The sequence below is a fragment of the Hydrogenophaga sp. IBVHS2 genome (genome assembly GCF_002127215.1).
GTDB lineage: Bacteria > Pseudomonadota > Gammaproteobacteria > Burkholderiales > Burkholderiaceae_C > Hydrogenophaga.
The window spans coordinates 26,598-43,213 of the sequence record NZ_NFUT01000002.1; the positions used below are offsets into that span (position 1 = coordinate 26,598).

Consider the following 16,616-nt stretch of genomic DNA (forward strand, 5'->3'; position numbering starts at 1 on the left):
TCCTGTGCCGACGTGGCGGCTGCTGTTCTTGTGCAGCGCCAGTGTCGGCAGGCAGGAGTCAGCGGCGTTAACGCCAGGGTCCGGTCAATGTCCGCCCGGTCTGCCCACTGTCCAAAAAGTCTGGTGACTTTGCGGCCGGATTCAGATCAGATCGGAGCGGGGACCGCGCGGCGGCTCGAACAGATTGACCTTGCGGCGGTAGTCGCTGGGCGTGATGCCCAGGTGCGCCCGGAAGAAGCGCGAGAAATGGCTGGGCGCCGAGAAGCCCAGCCCGTGCGCGACATCGCCCACCGACTCGCTGGTCTGGGTCAGCCGCTGCACCGCCGCCTCGAAGCGCAGCACGTTGGCATACACCAGCGGCGTGACCCGGGTGTCGCGCTGGAACAGGGTGAAGAAGTGCGCCCGCGACAGGCCGGTGGCCAGGGCCAGGCCGTCCACATCGAGTTCGCGCGCCAGGTCGCGGCGCATCAGCGCGATGGCCTGGCGGATGCGCGGATCCATGGCCACCGGCGGCTTGGACTTGAGCAGGCTGGCCAGGTCGCGCCAGCCCGAGTAGCTCTCGACCACCGCGATGATCAGGTTGAACAGCAGGTCTTCCAGGCGGCCGGGCGAGACCTCGTCGTCCCACCACAGCTCCAGCACGAATTCCTCGACCATCTTGCGGGTGGCGGCGGTGAGTCGCACGCAGGGTTCGGGGAAGAAGCGCGGATGGCCCGAGAGCGCCAGCGAGCGCTGCAGCTCGGCCAGCCAGCCCGGTTCGATGTAGAGCGCCAGGATCAGGGTGCGCGCATCGGGTGGCCCCTCGTGCTCGTAGGCGTGGTGTTCCCAGGCATTGACCAGCACGGCGGTGTCGTCCGACAGCGGGGCCCGCTCGCCGCGCACCCGGAAGGCACTGTCGGCACCGCCGGCCTTGATCAGGATGTGGCAGTGGTGGTGGGCATGCCCCACCAGCGGCGCATCCATGTCCAGCAAGGCCACCCGACCGAAGCGCCCCTGAAAGATCTTGACCGCTGATGACACATTGGGCTCCCGGAGCAGAGCGACGGGCTGTCGGCTGGGTTAGGGCTGCTCCAGCGCGGATTATTCCCCCCCCGCCGGGCGGTGCCAATCCGGGTGCGCCCAGGGGTCCCTGCGTCCAGTTGGTGCACCGCTGAGGTATCCCGGTGCATGCGGGCACCGGGCTGCGCCTTGCAACGGGGCGAAACCGGCCCGATCCGGGCCAAAAGGGGGTGGCACGCATCCTGCTCTGCTGGACCGTGCATGGAAAGCGGTCTGCAACTGTCGGTTGCGGCAGCCAGTGCGTAGGTCCACTAGGGTTCCGTCTGCGGCAACGCAGGGTCTGGTCCGAGAGTGGGCCGGCCTCGCCAGAGGCTCCACGGAGGGACAAAAGCCCGGGAGAACGACATCAGATCGGTTCTCCTGCGCCCATCCTTCACCACTGGAGCTTCATCATGAAACTGGCAGGTCTCTTCTCTTCCTCGGCAGTCGGCTCGGCTTCTTCTTCCTCCTGGGCGCAGCGGCTGCTCAAGCCGGCCCTGGGCGCGGTCCTGGCGCTGGGCGCTGCCGGCGCCATGGCAGCCGGCCCCACCACCATGAAGATCGGCACCGTGGTGTGGATCGGCTACGGCCCGTTCTATGTGGCCGAGGCGCTGGACCTCTACAAGAAATACAACCTCAAGGTCTCGCTGCAGGTCTTCACCGACCCGGCGCTGATCCCGCCCGCCATCGCCTCCGGCGCCATCGACGGCGGCATGCTGACCTACGACCAGGTGGTGGGCCAGGTGGCGGCGGGCAAGGCCATGAAGGTGGTCATGCCGATCGACTATTCCAACGGTGGCGATGCCATCGTGGCCGACGGCTCCATCAGCAAGGTGGCCGACTTCAAAGGCAAGAAGATCGGCTACAACCCGCTCTCCCCGAGCGACTTCCTGCTCTCGTACGCGCTCAAGACGGTCAACCTGACCGAGAAGGACATCACCCCGGTCAGCATGACGCCCGAGGCGGTGCCGGCGGCCATGGCCTCGGGCCAGCTGCCGATCGGTGTGACGTATGAGCCCAGCCTGTCGCAGATCCTCGGCCAGGGCGGCGGCAAGAAGTTCAAGGTGGTGTTCTCGTCCAAGGACGCGCCGGGCCTGATCGCCGACGTGCTGGTGTTCGACGACAAGATGATCAAGGCCAAGCCGACCGAGATCACCAACATCATGAAGGCCTACCTCGACGGCATGGCCTACATGAAGAGCAAGCCCGACGAGGCCGCGAAGATCATCGGCAAGTTCATGGGCGTCTCGGCCAAGGAAGCCAAGGAGCAGATGAGCGGGGTCTACAACATCCCCCTGGCCGAAATGCCCAAGGCCTTCGTCAAGAGCAAGGAGACCACCTCCTACTACGCCAGCGGCGAGGTGATCGGCCAGCTGCTCAAGGCCAAGGGCCAGATCAAGGAAGTGCCCGCCATCGAGGCCACCTTCGACGCCTCGTTCGTCAAGGCCCTGACCAAGTAAGCCCCGGGGGACCACCATGGCATCGATGTTCCGTCATGCCGACGGCGCCCTGCCCAACACCGTGGCCATGGGGGTCACGGTGCTGGGCTGGCCGCTGGGCATCTGGCTGCTGGGTCAGCCCGCCTGGCCAGTGAACCTGGCCGGCGTGCTGCTGGTGGTGCTCACCCTGACCTGGTCGGCCTATTTCATCCACGAGTTCGCCCACCAGGCCATCTTCCGCACGCCCCAGGCCAACGAGCGCTGGGGCACGCTGATGAGCTGGATCAATGGCAGCTGCTTTGCCCGCTTCGACGATCTGCGGCGCAAGCACATGCGCCACCATGTGGAGCGGGCCGACGTCATCACCTTCGACCTGCAGGCCTTCCTGCGTGCCCGCCCGCTGCTGTGCCGGCTGGTGCTGGCGCTGGAATGGCTGCATGTGCCGGCGGTGGAATTCATCATGCGCGGCTGCGTCATCGCCTTGCCCTTCATCGACGAGCGCAAGCGCAACGCCCGTACCCGCGTGGTGCTCACCGGCCTGGTGCGCCTGACCGGCTGGGGTCTGCTGGCCTGGTGGTCGCTCAAGGCGGTGGCGCTCTACCTGCTGGCCTATCTGCTGTTCATCCATGTGCTGCGTTTTGCCGACTGCTTCCAGCACACCTACGACGCCTACCCCATCCTGGACGACAGGCCCATCCCCACCGACAAGGTGCGCGACCGGGCCTACGAGCAGGCCAACACCTTCAGCGACGTGGTGGCCATCGATGCCCGCTGGCTCAATCTGCTGTGGCTGAACTTCGGCTTCCACAACGCCCACCACGAACGGCCGGTGGCGCCCTGGTACCAGCTGCCGGCGCTGCACCGCCAGCTGTATCCCGATGGCTGTGCCCAGGTCATCACCGTGGGCGAGCTGCTGCGCGCCTACCACCGCCACCGGGTCACCCGGGTGCTGTCCAAGGACTATGGCGAGGTGCTGCCGCCTGGCACGCCGAACCGGGCCGACGGCTTCATCGGTGCGGTGGGCGTGTCCTTCCTGACCGCGGTATGACCACCACGCCCGGACCCCGGGTGGTGCTGACCGGCGCGGCTGGCGGCATCGGCCGGGCGCTGGCCCAGGCCTTTGCCCGGACATGCGCGGCGCAGGGCGGCCGGCTGCTGCTGGTCGACCGCGAGGCCGCGCCGCTGCAGGCCCTGGTGGCCGAACTCGACAGCCCGCAGGTGCACAGCGCCGTGTGCGACCTGGGCAGCGACGAAGCGGTGGCGGCCCTGGCCGCCAGCCTGGCCCAGGGCTGGGGCGGCGTGGACGTGCTGATCAACAACGCCGGCACCGAATACCCCACGCCGCTGGACGATGCCGCGCCGCAGGCCAATGCCCGCTGGGCCGCCCTGCTCGACAACAACGTCACCAGCATGCTGCGTCTCACGCGCGCGCTGCTGCCGCTGCTGGGGGAGGGCGCTAGCGTCATCAACCAGTCGTCTATCTGGGGCCGCATCGGCGTGGCGGGCTTCTCGGCCTACAGCGCCAGCAAGCATGCGGTGGTGGGCCTCACGCGCTCGCTGGCCTTCGAGCTCGGGCCACGCGGCATCCGCGTGAATGCGGTCTGCCCCGGCTGGGTGCGCACCGCGGCCGCCATGCGGTCGCTCTCGGCCATGGCGCAGGAGCGGGGCTGCACCGAGGCCGAGGTGGAGCGCGAGATCCTGGCCCGTCAGGCGGTCCCGCAGATGCTGGAGCCGGCCGACCTGGCCGGCGTGTTCCTGTTCCTGGCCAGCCCGGCCTCGCGCGCGCTCACCGGTCAGTGCCTGAGCGTGAGCCATGGCGAGGTGATGGCATGAACCCCTGGCCCTCGGCGCGCACCGCCGCCGGCGTCACCGTGTCGCTCGCCGGGCGGCGCGCGCTGGTCACCGGTGCGGCCACCGGCATCGGCCGCGCCACCGCGCTGCGGCTGGCGCAGGCCGGCGCGCTGGTCTGGATCAACCACCTCGGGCAGACCGAGCAGGCGCGGGGCCTGCTGGACGAGATTGCAGCCATCGGCGGACAGGCCCGGGCGGTGGAGGCCGACGTGGGCTCTGCCGCCGAGGTGCAGCGCATGGCCGGGCAGATCGGTGCGCTGGACATCCTGGTCAACAACGCCGGCATCCTGCAGGACAAGCCGTTCCTGGAGACCACCGAGGCCGACTGGGACCGGGTGCTCACGGTCGATCTCAAGGGCGTGTTCCTGGTCAGCCAGGCCCTCATGCCCATCCTGCTGGAGCGCCCGGACGACCCGGGGCGCGCCTGCATCGTCAACATCGCCTCCGACCTGGGTCTGCTCGGGCGCGGCCGCTACGCCGCCTACTGCGCCGCCAAGGCCGGCGTGATCGGCCTGACCAAGGCACTGGCGCGCGAATTCGCGCCGCAGCTGCGGGTCAATGCGGTGGCGCCCGGTCCGGTGGCCACGGCCATGGTGTCGGCCGAACACATGAGCCCCGAGTGGCTGGAGAAGGAGCTGGACATTCCGCAGCACCGGCTGGCCGACCCCGGGGAAGTGGCCGACACGGTGCTGTTCCTCGCCAGCGACCTCGCGCGCTTCTACACCGGTCAGGTGCTCGGGCCCAACGGCGGCTCGGTCATGCCCTGACCACACAGGACCCAGCATGGCCCTGCTGCCCCGACACCCTTCCGACCGCCTCGCCACCGCCGTGTTGCTGTTCTCGGCCACGCTCTGGGGCCTGACCTGGATGCCGCTCAAGGCCTTCGTGGGCCAGGGCCTGACCGGCCCGGTGGTGTCGCTGCTCACCTACGGCTCGGTCGGCCTGCTGGCCGTGGTGATGCTGTGGCGCGACCGTGCCGCGTGGCGCAGCCAGTGGGCGCTGGTGCTGGGCCTGGTGCTGGTGGGTGGCTGGGCCAACACCTCGTTCGTCAATGCGGTGATGCTCGGCGACGTGGCGCGGGTGATGTTCCTGTTCTACCTGTCGCCGGTGTGGTCGGTGCTGGGCGGCCGCCTCTTTCTGAAGGAGCACATTCCCCCGGCCCGCTGGCTGGCGGTGGCCGGTGCCATCGTGGGCCTGTGGCTGGTGCTGGGCGGACCCTCGCTGTTCAGTGGCCAGTCGCTGGACTTCACGCTCGTGGATGCGCTGTCGCTGTCGGCCGGGCTGGCGTTCGCAGCCAACAATGTGATCGCCCGCGCGGCCGACCGGGTGCCGCTGCGCACCAAGACGCTGTCGGTGTTCGTCGGCTGCGGCCTGCTCTCGGCCCTGGCCACCGGCCTGCTGGGTCACAGCGTGCCGGACATGCCGGTGCTGCTGTGGGCCGCGCTGCTGGCCTATGGCTTCGGCTGGATGCTGCTGGCCACCATCACCTGGCAGTACGGCGTGAGCCACCTGGAGAGCAGCCGCGCCGGCGTGATCCTGCTGGCCGAACTGGTGGTGTCGGTCGGCACCGCCCTGGTCTTCGGTGGCGAGCGGCTCACGCCGCTGGGCTGGGCCGGCGGCGCCCTGATTGCCGTGGCCGCCCTGGCCGAAGCCCTCTTTCCGCCCGCGCCTGCGCGGCCCGTCGTGCAACCTTCCCCGCCTTCACCATGAACACCTCCGCTGCCACCGCCGGCCCGGCCCGCACCGTCTGGATGAACCAGCTCTCCTGGGTCGATTACCAGCGCATCCTCCGGCAGGACCAGCCGCCGGTGCTGCTGCCGGTGGGTGCGCTGGAGCAGCACGGCCCGCACCTGCCCCTGGGCACCGACGGTCTGCTGGCCAGTGCGGTCTCGGCCGACACGGCAGCGCAGGTCGGCGCTCTGGTGGCGCCCACCTTGAGCTACGGCTACAAGTCGCAGCCCAAGTGCGGCGGCGGCCAGCATTTCTGCGGCACCACCAGCGTGGACGCGGCCACCCTGATCGGCCAGGTGCGCGACGCGGTGCGCGAGTTCGCGCGCCACGGCCTGCAGCGCCTGGTGGTGGTCAACGGCCACTACGAGAACCAGTGGTTCCTGATCGAAGGCATCGACCTGGGCCTGCGCGATGCGCGGGCGGCCGACCCTGCCTGCGCGCTGCAGGTGATGCGTCTGGAATACTGGGACTTCATGACCGAGCAGACGCTGGGCCATGTGTTCCCCGACGGCTTTCCCGGCTTTGCACTCGAACACGCGGCGGTGCTGGAGACATCGATGATGCTGCACTACCACCCCGCACTGGTGCGCATGGACCTGCTGCCCGACGACGGTCCGGCCGACTTCCCGCCCTACGACATGTACCCCGCCCGCACCGACTGGGTGCCGGCCTCGGGCGTGCTGTCGTCGGCCCGCGGCGCGGACGCCGCCAAGGGCGCGCTGCTCGCGGCCGAGGTGGCCCGTCGCATGGCCGAGGCCATCCGCACCGGCTTCGAGCGGGGTACTGCATGAGTGCCATTTCGCACCTCGATTCGGCCACCACCGCGCTGGTGGTGATCGACATGCAGCGCGACTTCTGCAGCGCCGGCGGCTATGCGCACCGGGCCGGGCTGGACATTGCCCGGCTGCAGGCGGTGGTGAAGAGCATCGCCCGGCTGCTGGCGGCTGCCCGTGCGGCCGGGCTGACGGTGGTGCACACCCGCGAAGGCCATCTGCCCGATCTGTCGGACTGTCCGCCGGCCAAGCTGGCGCGCAGCGTGGCGGCGGGTGCTGCCATCGGCAGCGCGGGTCCGCTGGGCCGGCTGCTGGTGCGCGGCGAACAGGGCCACGACTTCGTGCCCGAGCTGCGGCCCTGGCCGGGCGAGACGGTGATCGACAAGCCCGGCTACGGCGCCTTCCACCGCACCGACCTGGAGGCCCGGCTCACCCGCCAGGGCATCCGCCGGCTGGTGCTGTGCGGCGTGACCACCGAGGTGTGCGTGCACTCCACGCTGCGCGAGGCGGTGGACCGGGGTTACGCATGCACCACCGTGGCCGATGCCACCGCCGCCAGCCAGCCCGAGCTGCAGGCCCCGGCCCTGGCCATGATCGGGGTGGAGGGCGGCATCTTCGGGCGCGTGGCGCACACAGCCGAGCTGCTGGCCGACTGGCAGACGGCCGCGCTGGCCCGCCGGGCCTGAAGGGAACGGCCGCATGGACCGCTGGATCGACCTGCCGGCCCCGCAGCACCGGGTGGCGCCGGCCTATCGGGGCGTGTGGCGCCGCACCTTGCTGGAAACCCCGCAAGGCCAGGACACCACCACCTCGGTGCACTGGCTGCAGACCGAGGGCTGGCATGCCGACCTGCGTGTGCCGGCCGGCCGGGAAGCCGACACGCCGCATAACCGCGTCCACTGGCAGGGCTTTTTCGGCATCACCCGCATCGAGCAACGGGCCGACGGTTTTCCGCCCATCTGCACCTGGCAGCGCCACTGGGACGTGCAGCCACCGCGCAGCACCCCGGACGCCGGCACCGTGGTGTTCGACACCCCCGACCGGCTCATCGAGTACGGCGTGCACGGGCACTACCTGGAGGTGTGGGAACGGCTGCCGGATTCGCGGGGGCCCTGCGCGGCACAACAGCAGGTCGATGCTGCCGGTCGGCCCACCGGGTGGTACCGGTTTGCGGCCGGTGCCCACACCATTCTGGTGCGTGTCCGGCCGACGGCCTGGCCGCCCGGCACCCCGCCCGACCAGACCCTGGCCGAACGGGTGCAGCAGCAGCCCGACGCTGCCACGGCGCTGCTCGATTTCGAGATCCGCCACATCCGGGCCTGAGCCATGCGCACCGATCTGCCCCTGGCCCCTGGCGACTGGTTCGAGTTCCACTCGCTGGGCGACGGCCTGACCCTGATCACCGAACCGCACGTGGTGCCGCTCCTGCGCTGCAACATCTGGCATGTGCGCGGGCGCGAGCTCGATCTGGTCATCGACACCGGGCTGGGTGTGGCCAGCCTGCACCAGGCCTCGCGCCACCTGTTCGGCCATCGGGTGGCGGCCCTGGCCACCCATGTGCATCTGGACCACGTGGGCGGGCACCATGAGTTTGCCGAGTGCTGGTGCCACCGCCTGGAGGCACCCGGCCTGCGCGGTGCCGATCCGGCCTTCACGCTGGGCGACATCGACCTGGCGCAGCTGGATTTCCCGGCGCCGGGGTACGAGACCGGCGGCCCCGCGCTCACCGCACTGCCGTCGCCCGACTTCGATCTGTCGGCCTGGCAGCTGCGCCAGGCCAGCGTGACGCGCGAGCTGGACGAGGGCGACGTGATCGATCTGGGCAACCGCCACTTCGAGGTGCTGCACCTGCCCGGTCACTCGCCGGGCTGCATCGGCCTGTGGGAAGCCGCCACCGGGACCTTCTTTTCGGGCGATGCCGTCTACGACGGTCCGCTGCTCGATGGCCTGCACCATTCCGACCGCGCCGCGTATGCCCGCACCATGCAGCGCCTGCTGGACCTGCCGGTGCAGGTGGTGCACGCCGGTCACGACCCGAGCTTCGGCCGCGACCGCCTGCGGGAACTGGCGCGGGCTTATCTGGAGCGGCTGGACGATCCGGCCTGAGCCTTCACCGGGTTCTTCTTGCCGATGCGGTCCCAGTCCCGGAGCGTCTGCTGCAGGCGGTTGCGCGCGTCGGTGTGGCTGGTGGCGAAGGCGGCGGTGAGCCGCTGGCGCAGCGCGGCATCCGGAGGCGGCTCCGCCCGTGCCTTGAGCCGGTCGATCAGCAGCATGACCAGCTGAAAGCTGCCGGCCTGCAGGGCGAGTTCGAGCGGCGTGCGTCCCTGCTCGTCGGCCACGCGCGGGTCTGCCCCGTGTTCGAGCATGTGCCGCACCAGCCCGTGCCGGCCGCCGGCGCAGGCCCAGTGCAGCGGCACCAGTCCCCCGTCGAGCTTCGCCAGGAAATCGGCCCCCGGCGCCAGCAGCCCGGGGGCCAGCGGCCAGCCGGCGGCCTTGATGGCCTGTTGCAGGGCCCAGGGCAGGGGCGTGGGTTCGGGGGCAGGGTGGGCAGGGCACATGGGGTTCGAGGGTACGGCATCGGGCTGGCATCAATCGTGCTTTGATGTGCTCACAGAGAGGCGGTTGCACCACAACAGTGAACCGCAGCCTTGAATGACCGCTAGGGTTCCGGGCGCTGCCCCCGTCTGCACGGGTCTGCGGCGCCGGCTGGTCCGAGAGCGGTCGGCCACGATCGTGTGGCTCCACGGAGGGACAAAAGCCCGGGAGAAGCTGGCACGGCACGCATGGAGCGTGCATGCGCTCGCCTCTCTGGCCTTGTGTCCCACCGATCAGGAGCCCTGCATGCCGACCCCTGCCCATGCCCTCGCGGAGGCGCCCGCCACCACCCGACCACCCGCGCGCTGGTCGCGCCTGTGGACGGTGCGTGCCCCGATCGGCCAGCGCACCTGGCTCACCCTGGCCGTGATCGGCCTGCTCTCCCCGCTGCTGGCCTGGGCCGCGCTGGCCCGCTGGGGCGGCATCGACCCGACCTTCATGCCGTCACCGGCGGCCGTGCTGGCCAAGTCCTGGACCTGGCTGGTGGAGGACGGGCTGATCGACGACATGGCCATCAGCACCTACCGGGTGGTCACCGGCTTTCTGCTGTCGGCCGTGATTGCATTGCCGCTGGGCCTGTTCATCGGCTCCTACCGCTCGGTGCAGGCGCTGCTGGAGCCGCTGACCGATTTCATCCGCTACATGCCGGCGGTGGCCTTCATTCCGCTGGTGATGCTGTGGGTGGGCATCGGCGAGGGATCGAAGATCGCCATCATCTTCATCGGCACCTTCTTCCAGATGGTGCTCATGGTGGCCGAGGACGTGCGCCGGGTGCCGGCCGCGCAGGTGGAAGCGGCCCAGACCATGGGCGCCAACCGGCGCGAGCTGGTGGAGAAGGTGATCCTGCCGAGCGCCAAGCCGGCGCTGCTGGACACCTTGCGGGTGACCATGGGCTGGGCCTGGACCTACCTGGTGGTGGCCGAGCTGGTGGCCGCCAACTCCGGCCTGGGCTACGCCATCCTGCGCGCCCAGCGCTTCCTGCAGACCGACACCATCTTCGCCGGGATCATCGTCATCGGCCTCATCGGCCTGCTCACCGACCAGGCGTTCCGCTGGCTGCACCGCCGAGCCTTCCCGTGGCTCTACCTCAAAGGATGAGCGCCATGAGCACCACCCCCGAACACCGCCTGCCCAAGGTCTCCATCCGCGCCCTGCACAAGCGTTTCGACGGTGCGTCCATCAACGCGCTGGAGCACATCGACCTGGACATCCGGCCCAACGAGTTCGTGACCTTCGTCGGTGCATCGGGCTGCGGCAAGAGCACGCTGCTGCGCACCATCGGCGGGCTGGAGACCCACACCGGCGGCGAGCTGCTGGTGGACGGCCGACCGGTGCAGGGTCCGGACATCGACCGTGCCATGGTGTTCCAGCACTACAGCCTGTACCCGTGGATGACGGTGCTGGAGAACATCCGCTTCTGCCGCCAGCTGCAGGCCCACACCCGCGACCGCACCTCGGCCGACGTGGAGGCCGCATCCGGCCGCAGCGACGCCCTGCTGCGCCTCATGGGCCTGCAGGATGCGGCCCAGGCCTGGCCCAACCAGCTCTCCGGCGGCATGCAGCAGCGTGTGGCGATCGCACGCGCGCTCATGGGCCGCCCCGGCATCCTGCTGATGGACGAACCCTTCGGTGCGCTCGATGCCCAGACCCGCGAGGTCATGCACGACCTCATCCGCCATGTGCACCGGCTGGAGAAGGCCACCATCGTCTTCGTCACCCACGACGTGGAGGAGGCCATCTACCTGGGCAGCCGGGTGGTGCTGATGGCACCGCGCCCGGGCCGCATCGACACGGTCTACGAAGTGCCCTTCGGCGACCAGCGCGACCAGGACCTCAAGCACACGCCGGAGTTCCTGCAGCTCAAGCGCGAGATCCTGGCCCGCATCCGCGAGACCTCCGGCATGAAGACCGACCTGGAGCAGCTCCAGCGCCTGAGCCGCATCACCCCCGAAACCCTCTGACCCCGACAGGAGACAAGCCATGAGCGATCCGACCGATGCCGCGCCCTTGAACGACCCGCTCACCGTCGTCCCGGCCGACCCGCCGGCCCACAGCCCGGTGGACGCGCCCGCCCTGTGGCAGCGCTTCCCCGCAGCCGCACTGGCCGGCGTGGACACCACCCGCGCCCTGTGGAGCGAGGTCATGCCCGGCGGCAGCCACTGGAGCTGGCGCATGCCGCGCGGCACCGCCATCCGCTTCGTGGCCCTGCAGCCCGGCGCCAACCTGAGCCTGGTGCTGTATGCGGCGCACGAGAAGCTGGAGCGCTACAACATGCCCGACAGCCTCAAGGCCCAGCACACGGCGCGCTACACCCGCGGCCATGTGCTCATGAGCGACATGGGCCGCGCCATGGCCAGCTTCACCGCCGACAGCCTGGGCTGGCACGACCCGCTGGGCGCGCTGCTGGACGCCGAGCGCATGGCCGAGCGCTACGGCGTGCGCCGCTACGAGGACGCACGCAACGGCATGTACCGCTCCGGCAAGGACGGCCTGCTGATCGAGATCGGCAAATACGGCCTGACCCGGCGCGACCTGGGCGTGCCGGTCAACCTGTTCTCGCGCGTGGGGGTGGACGCCGAAGGCCGCTTCGGCTTCGTGCCCGACCACTGCAAGGCCGGCGACCATGTGGAGCTGCGCTTCGACATGGACGTGATCGTGGCGGTGTCGAGCGCGCCGCATGCGCTCGATCCGTCGCCGGTGTACGACCCGCGCCGCATCGGCCTGCTGGCCTGGCGCTGCGGTGCGGCACCGGCCGACGACTTCTGCCGCGCCTTCCGCCCGGAAAACGCCCGTGCCCTGCACAACACCGACATGCTCTACCTGTGAGCCGGAGGCCCGCCATGAACACCCTCGACACCGAAGCCACCGCCACCTCGTTCCGCATCCGCCACAGCACGCTGGACCCGGCCAAGGCCGTCATGAACCAGCGCCATGCGGCCGGCGAACCCATCCTGTTTCCCCTGAACCAGGGGCAGACCCTGCGCATCGTCGACTTGGAGGGCAATCAGGCCGCCGACGTGCTGTTCTTCAACCGCGACGACGCGGCCGAGCACTACAGCGCCACCGACACCATGCTGCACCAGGGCGGCATCTACCTCACCACCGGATCGGTGATCCGCAGCAACGACGCCCGGCCCATGCTGACCATCGTGGCCGACACCTGCGGCCGCCACGACACCCTGGGCGGCGCCTGCGCGGCCGAGAGCAACACGGTGCGTTACGCGCTGCAGAAGAAGTACATGCACAGCTGCCGCGACAACTACCTGCTGGCCCTGCAGCAGGCCGACATCGGCCTGGGCAAGCGCGACCTGGTGCCCAACATCAACTTCTTCATGAACGTGCCGGTCACCGACGAGGGCGGCCTGAAGTTCGACGACGGCGTCTCCGGCCCCGGCAAGTACGTCGAGATGCGCGCCGAGATGAACCTGTGGGTGCTCATCAGCAACTGCCCGCAGCTCAACAACCCCTGCAACGCCTACAACCCCACGCCCATCCAGCTGCTGGTCTGGGACCCGGCCTGAGAACGGAGAACCCATGTTCCGCAAGGTCCTGATCGCCAACCGCGGTGCCATCGCGTGCCGCATCATCCGCACCCTCAAGGCCCTGGGGGTGCAGAGTGTGGCGGTGTACTCCGAGGCCGATGCCCAGGCCCGCCATGTGCGCGAGGCCGACGAGGCGTGGCTGCTCGGCCCGGCCCCGGCGGCCGAGAGCTACCTGCGTGCCGACCGCATCCTGCAGATCGCCCGCGAATGCGGCGCCCAGGCCATCCACCCGGGCTACGGCTTCCTGTCGGAGAACCCGGCCTTTGCCCAGGCCTGCGAGGACGCCGGCATCGCCTTCATCGGGCCCACGGCCGCGCAGATGCGGGCCTTCGGCCTGAAGCACACCGCGCGGGAACTGGCGCTGCAGCAGGGCGTGCCGCTGCTGCCGGGTTCCGACCTGCTGGCCGACTTGGAGCAGGCGCGGGCCGAGGCGCAGCGCATCGGCTACCCGGTCATGCTCAAGAGCACGGCCGGGGGCGGTGGCATCGGCATGCGGCTGGTGCGCAACGAAGCCGAACTGGCCGATGCCTTCGCTTCGGTGCAGCGGCTGGCCCAGGCCAACTTCAAGGACGCCGGCCTGTTCCTGGAGAAGCTGGTCGAGCAGGCCCGCCACATCGAGGTGCAGGTGTTCGGCGACGGGCAGGGCGGGGTGCTGGCCCTGGGCGAGCGCGACTGCTCGGTGCAGCGCCGCAACCAGAAGGTGATCGAGGAAACCCCGGCCCCCGGGCTGAGCGATGCCCAGCGGCGCGAACTGCAGGCCACCGCCGTGCGGCTGATGCAGGCGGTGAACTACCGCTCCGCCGGCACGGTGGAATACGTGTACGACGCGCAGGCTGGCGCCTTTTATTTCCTGGAGGTCAACACCCGGCTGCAGGTGGAGCACGGCGTGACCGAGCAGGTGACCGGCGTGGACCTGGTGGCCTGGATGGTGCAGCTCGCCGCCGGCGATCTGCCGCCGCTGGCCACGCTCGCTCCCACGCCGCAAGGAGCGTCCATCCAGGTGCGGCTGTACGCCGAAGACCCGGCCCGCCACTTCCAGCCCAGTGCCGGCCTGCTGACCGAGGTGGTGTTCCCCGACGGTGTGCGGGTGGACGGCTGGGTCGAGCGTGGCACCGAGGTGCCCGCCTGGTACGACCCCATGCTGGCCAAGCTCATCGTCACCGCACCCGACCGCGAACAGGCGCTGCAGCGGCTCGACGCAGCCCTGGCCGCCACCCGGCTGGCCGGCATCGAGACCAACCTCGACTACCTGCGCCAGGTGGTGCAGGACCCGGTGTTCCGCGAGGGCCGGCAGATCACGCGCTTCCTGGGCGGCTTTGCCTACCGGCCTTCCACCATCGAGGTGCTGGAGCCCGGCGTGCAGACCAGCGTGCAGGACTGGCCGGGCCGCCTGGGCCACTGGGATGTGGGCGTGCCGCCGTCCGGCCCTATGGACGCCTATGCCCACCGCATGGCCAACCGCCTGGTCGGCAACGCGCCGGATGCCGCCGCGCTGGAGATCACCCTGGCCGGCCCCACGCTGCGCTTTCATGCCGATGCGGTGATCGCGGTCACCGGCGCGCCGGCCCCGGTCACGCTGGACGGCCGCCCGCTGGCCCAGTGGCAGAGCCACGCGGTGGCTGCCGGCAGCGTGCTGGCCATCGGCCGCGCCGAGTCCGGCTGCCGGCTGTGCCTGGCGGTGGGCGGCGGCCTCGATGTGCCGCTGTACCTGGGCAGCCGCAGCACCTTCACGCTGGGGCAGTTCGGCGGTCATGCCGGCCGCCACCTGCGCACCGGGGACACGCTGCACCTGGCCGCCCCCGGCGCCGGCACCCCGGGCCGGCAGGCCACGGCGGCCGCGGTGCCGGCCTATGCCCACCACTGGGACATCGGTGTGCTGTACGGGCCGCATGGCGCGCCCGACTTCTTCACGCCGGCCGACATCGACACCTTCTTTGCCACCGGCTGGGAGGTGCACTACAACTCCAGCCGCACCGGCGTGCGCCTGATCGGCCCGAAGCCGCAGTGGGCCCGCACCGACGGCGGCGAGGCGGGGCTGCACCCGTCCAACATCCACGACAACGCCTACGCCATCGGCGCCATCGACTTCACCGGCGACATGCCGGTGGTGCTGGGCCCCGACGGCCCCAGCCTGGGCGGCTTCGTCTGCCCGGCGGTGGTGGTGGACGCCGAGCTGTGGAAGCTTGGCCAGCTGCGCCCGGGCGACACGGTGCGCTTCCACCGGCTGTCGCTGGCGCAGGCGCTGCAGCGCTCGGCGGCCATCGAGTCGGTCATCCAGGCCCCGGATGCGGCGGCGGCACGGCTGCCCGGCCCGCCGCAGGACGATGCCGCCGCCCACCCCAGCCCGCTGATCCACGACGACCCGGCGCGCGAGGCCGAGGACATTCCGCGCATGGTGGTGCGCCAGGCCGGCGACCGCTATGTGCTGGTCGAGTTCGGGCCGCTGGTGCTCGACATCGAGCTGCGCCTGCGGGTGCATGTGCTCATGACCGCCCTGCAGGGGCGCATCGCCGAAGGGCGCCTGCACGGCGTGATCGACATGACGCCCGGCATCCGCTCGCTGCAGCTGCACTTCGACCCCGCCCTCATCGACCGCCAGACCCTGCTGGCCACGCTGATCGAGGCCGAGGCCGCGCTGCCGCCGGTGGACCACATCGAGGTGCCCAGCCGCATCGTGCACCTGCCCCTGTCGTGGGACGACCCGCAGACCCGGCTGGCGATCGAGAAATACATGCAGTCGGTGCGCAAGGACGCGCCCTGGTGTCCGAGCAACATCGAGTTCATCCGCCGTATCAACGGGCTGGACCGCATCGACGACGTGTTCAAGGTGGTGTTCGACGCCAGCTACCTGGTGCTGGGCCTGGGCGACGTGTACCTGGGCGCACCGGTGGCCACGCCGGTCGACCCCCGCCACCGGCTGGTCACCACCAAGTACAACCCGGCCCGCACCTGGACGCCCGAGAACGCAGTGGGCATCGGCGGCGCCTACCTGTGCGTCTATGGCATGGAAGGGCCGGGGGGCTATCAGTTCGTCGGCCGCACGCTGCAGATGTGGAACCGCTGGCGCCACGGGCAGGGCGTGTTCGAACAGCCGTGGCTGCTGCGCTTCTTCGACCAGATCCGGTTCCACCCGGTGAGCGAGGACGAGCTGCACCGGATGCGCCAGACCTTCCCGCACGGCGGCTGTCCGCTGCGCATCGAGACCACCACCTTCAGCCTGCGCGAGTACCGGCGCTTCCTGGCCGACAACGCCGAGGGCATACAGACCTTCAAGACCCGGCAGCAGACGGCCTTCGAGGCCGAGCGCCAGCGCTGGGTCGACAGCGGGCAGATCACCTTCGAGGAAGCGGCGTCGGTGGATGCCGGCGGCGCAGCCGACATCGATCTGCCCCCGGGCGGCCGCACCGTGGCCAGCAGCGTGCCCGGCAGCGTGTGGCAGGTGCTGGTCAGCGAAGGCCAGCAGGTCCAGGCCGGTGACGTGCTGATGGTGGTGGAGTCCATGAAGATGGAATTCAGCGTGCTGGCCCCGGCCAGCGCCACGGTGCACCGGCTCATGTGCCGCGAGGGCGCCCCGGTGGCCGCCGGCCAGGACGTGATGGTGCTGGTCGAGGCCTGAAGCCACCCCCCTTTCTCAAGACAACCCGGAA

Annotated in this window: 16 protein-coding genes and 2 riboswitches; of the genes, 14 read left to right on the plus strand and 2 right to left on the minus strand. The window is 70.3% G+C overall.

Annotated features, from left to right (window positions below):
• Positions 1 to 141 precede the first annotated feature (141 nt).
• Entirely contained in the window at positions 142 to 1,020 is an 879-nt protein-coding gene (locus CAP38_RS04870) for an AraC family transcriptional regulator (protein ID WP_086119801.1), read from the minus strand.
• Positions 1,021 to 1,299: 279 nt separating this feature from the next.
• A riboswitch (guanidine-I (ykkC/yxkD leader) is annotated at positions 1,300 to 1,400 on the plus strand.
• A 51-nt stretch (positions 1,401 to 1,451) separates the two neighbouring features.
• Here CAP38_RS04870 and CAP38_RS04875 point away from each other — a divergent pair.
• Genes CAP38_RS04875 through CAP38_RS04915 form a run of 9 tightly spaced genes read left to right on the plus strand, consistent with a single transcriptional unit; the run spans position 1,452 to position 8,938 of the window.
• Complete coding sequence (locus CAP38_RS04875; RefSeq protein WP_218776557.1) at positions 1,452 to 2,498, plus strand: ABC transporter substrate-binding protein; 1,047 nt, start codon at positions 1,452 to 1,454, stop codon at positions 2,496 to 2,498.
• A gap of 25 nt (positions 2,499 to 2,523) precedes the next feature.
• The gene (locus tag CAP38_RS04880) at positions 2,524 to 3,525 is read left to right on the plus strand and encodes a fatty acid desaturase (protein ID WP_256924284.1); all 1,002 of its coding nucleotides are present in this window, start codon (positions 2,524 to 2,526) and stop codon (positions 3,523 to 3,525) included.
• Positions 3,522 to 4,310 (plus strand): SDR family NAD(P)-dependent oxidoreductase, encoded by a 789-nt coding sequence (locus CAP38_RS04885; protein ID WP_086119803.1) that lies wholly within the window; start codon positions 3,522 to 3,524, stop codon positions 4,308 to 4,310. Before CAP38_RS04880 ends, CAP38_RS04885 begins: the two co-directional genes overlap by 4 nt.
• Positions 4,307 to 5,095 (plus strand): 3-oxoacyl-ACP reductase family protein, encoded by a 789-nt coding sequence (locus CAP38_RS04890; protein WP_086119804.1) that lies wholly within the window; start codon positions 4,307 to 4,309, stop codon positions 5,093 to 5,095. The genes CAP38_RS04885 and CAP38_RS04890 overlap by 4 nt, the downstream gene beginning before the upstream one ends.
• Positions 5,096 to 5,111: 16 nt before the next feature.
• Positions 5,112 to 6,038 carry a DMT family transporter gene (locus tag CAP38_RS04895; RefSeq protein ID WP_086119805.1) on the plus strand — a complete coding sequence of 309 codons (927 nt, stop codon included), beginning with the start codon at positions 5,112 to 5,114 and terminating at the stop codon, positions 6,036 to 6,038.
• Complete coding sequence (locus CAP38_RS04900) at positions 6,035 to 6,850, plus strand: creatininase (RefSeq protein ID WP_086119806.1); 816 nt, start codon at positions 6,035 to 6,037, stop codon at positions 6,848 to 6,850. Before CAP38_RS04895 ends, CAP38_RS04900 begins: the two co-directional genes overlap by 4 nt.
• Positions 6,847 to 7,518 carry a cysteine hydrolase family protein gene (locus CAP38_RS04905; RefSeq protein ID WP_086119807.1) on the plus strand — a complete coding sequence of 224 codons (672 nt, stop codon included), beginning with the start codon at positions 6,847 to 6,849 and terminating at the stop codon, positions 7,516 to 7,518. Before CAP38_RS04900 ends, CAP38_RS04905 begins: the two co-directional genes overlap by 4 nt.
• A gap of 13 nt (positions 7,519 to 7,531) precedes the next feature.
• Positions 7,532 to 8,155, plus strand: a complete 624-nt coding sequence (locus CAP38_RS04910; RefSeq protein WP_086119808.1) for a hypothetical protein — start codon at positions 7,532 to 7,534, stop codon at positions 8,153 to 8,155.
• A 3-nt stretch (positions 8,156 to 8,158) separates the two neighbouring features.
• Entirely contained in the window at positions 8,159 to 8,938 is a 780-nt protein-coding gene (locus CAP38_RS04915) for an MBL fold metallo-hydrolase (protein WP_086119809.1), read from the plus strand.
• Here the strand turns inward: CAP38_RS04915 and CAP38_RS04920 are convergent.
• Positions 8,908 to 9,390 (minus strand): ankyrin repeat domain-containing protein, encoded by a 483-nt coding sequence (locus tag CAP38_RS04920; protein ID WP_086119810.1) that lies wholly within the window; start codon positions 9,388 to 9,390, stop codon positions 8,908 to 8,910. The two genes, CAP38_RS04915 and CAP38_RS04920, sit on opposite strands and share 31 nt — an antisense overlap.
• Before the next feature lie 90 nt (positions 9,391 to 9,480).
• A riboswitch (guanidine-I (ykkC/yxkD leader) is annotated at positions 9,481 to 9,600 on the plus strand.
• A 73-nt stretch (positions 9,601 to 9,673) separates the two neighbouring features.
• On the opposite strand from CAP38_RS04920, the gene CAP38_RS04925 reads away from it, so the two are divergent.
• Genes CAP38_RS04925 through uca form a run of 5 tightly spaced genes read left to right on the plus strand, consistent with a single transcriptional unit; the run spans position 9,674 to position 16,585 of the window.
• Entirely contained in the window at positions 9,674 to 10,525 is an 852-nt protein-coding gene (locus CAP38_RS04925; RefSeq protein ID WP_086119811.1) for an ABC transporter permease, read from the plus strand.
• Between the two features lie 5 nt (positions 10,526 to 10,530).
• Positions 10,531 to 11,388, plus strand: coding sequence for an ABC transporter ATP-binding protein (locus CAP38_RS04930; protein ID WP_256924286.1), 858 nt, complete (start codon positions 10,531 to 10,533; stop codon positions 11,386 to 11,388).
• 19 nt (positions 11,389 to 11,407) lie between these two features.
• The gene (locus CAP38_RS04935; protein WP_086119813.1) at positions 11,408 to 12,253 is read left to right on the plus strand and encodes an urea amidolyase associated protein UAAP1; all 846 of its coding nucleotides are present in this window, start codon (positions 11,408 to 11,410) and stop codon (positions 12,251 to 12,253) included.
• 14 nt (positions 12,254 to 12,267) lie between these two features.
• Positions 12,268 to 12,948, plus strand: coding sequence for an urea amidolyase associated protein UAAP2 (locus CAP38_RS04940; protein ID WP_086119814.1), 681 nt, complete (start codon positions 12,268 to 12,270; stop codon positions 12,946 to 12,948).
• 13 nt (positions 12,949 to 12,961) lie between these two features.
• Positions 12,962 to 16,585 carry an urea carboxylase gene (uca, locus tag CAP38_RS04945; protein ID WP_086119815.1) on the plus strand — a complete coding sequence of 1,208 codons (3,624 nt, stop codon included), beginning with the start codon at positions 12,962 to 12,964 and terminating at the stop codon, positions 16,583 to 16,585.
• Positions 16,586 to 16,616 lie beyond the last annotated feature (31 nt).

Coding starts and splice junctions, on each gene's coding strand:
- CAP38_RS04890 (WP_086119804.1), top strand. CDS start 4,307: ATGAACCCCTGGCCCTCGGCGCGCACCGCCGCCGGCGTCACCGTGTCG.
- CAP38_RS04935 (WP_086119813.1), top strand. CDS start 11,408: ATGAGCGATCCGACCGATGCCGCGCCCTTGAACGACCCGCTCACCGTC.
- CAP38_RS04875 (WP_218776557.1), top strand. CDS start 1,452: ATGAAACTGGCAGGTCTCTTCTCTTCCTCGGCAGTCGGCTCGGCTTCT.
- CAP38_RS04900 (WP_086119806.1), top strand. CDS start 6,035: ATGAACACCTCCGCTGCCACCGCCGGCCCGGCCCGCACCGTCTGGATG.
- uca (WP_086119815.1), top strand. CDS start 12,962: ATGTTCCGCAAGGTCCTGATCGCCAACCGCGGTGCCATCGCGTGCCGC.
- CAP38_RS04915 (WP_086119809.1), top strand. CDS start 8,159: ATGCGCACCGATCTGCCCCTGGCCCCTGGCGACTGGTTCGAGTTCCAC.
- CAP38_RS04925 (WP_086119811.1), top strand. CDS start 9,674: ATGCCGACCCCTGCCCATGCCCTCGCGGAGGCGCCCGCCACCACCCGA.
- CAP38_RS04920 (WP_086119810.1), bottom strand. CDS start 9,390: ATGTGCCCTGCCCACCCTGCCCCCGAACCCACGCCCCTGCCCTGGGCC.
- CAP38_RS04930 (WP_256924286.1), top strand. CDS start 10,531: ATGAGCACCACCCCCGAACACCGCCTGCCCAAGGTCTCCATCCGCGCC.
- CAP38_RS04880 (WP_256924284.1), top strand. CDS start 2,524: ATGTTCCGTCATGCCGACGGCGCCCTGCCCAACACCGTGGCCATGGGG.
- CAP38_RS04895 (WP_086119805.1), top strand. CDS start 5,112: ATGGCCCTGCTGCCCCGACACCCTTCCGACCGCCTCGCCACCGCCGTG.
- CAP38_RS04910 (WP_086119808.1), top strand. CDS start 7,532: ATGGACCGCTGGATCGACCTGCCGGCCCCGCAGCACCGGGTGGCGCCG.
- CAP38_RS04940 (WP_086119814.1), top strand. CDS start 12,268: ATGAACACCCTCGACACCGAAGCCACCGCCACCTCGTTCCGCATCCGC.
- CAP38_RS04905 (WP_086119807.1), top strand. CDS start 6,847: ATGAGTGCCATTTCGCACCTCGATTCGGCCACCACCGCGCTGGTGGTG.
- CAP38_RS04885 (WP_086119803.1), top strand. CDS start 3,522: ATGACCACCACGCCCGGACCCCGGGTGGTGCTGACCGGCGCGGCTGGC.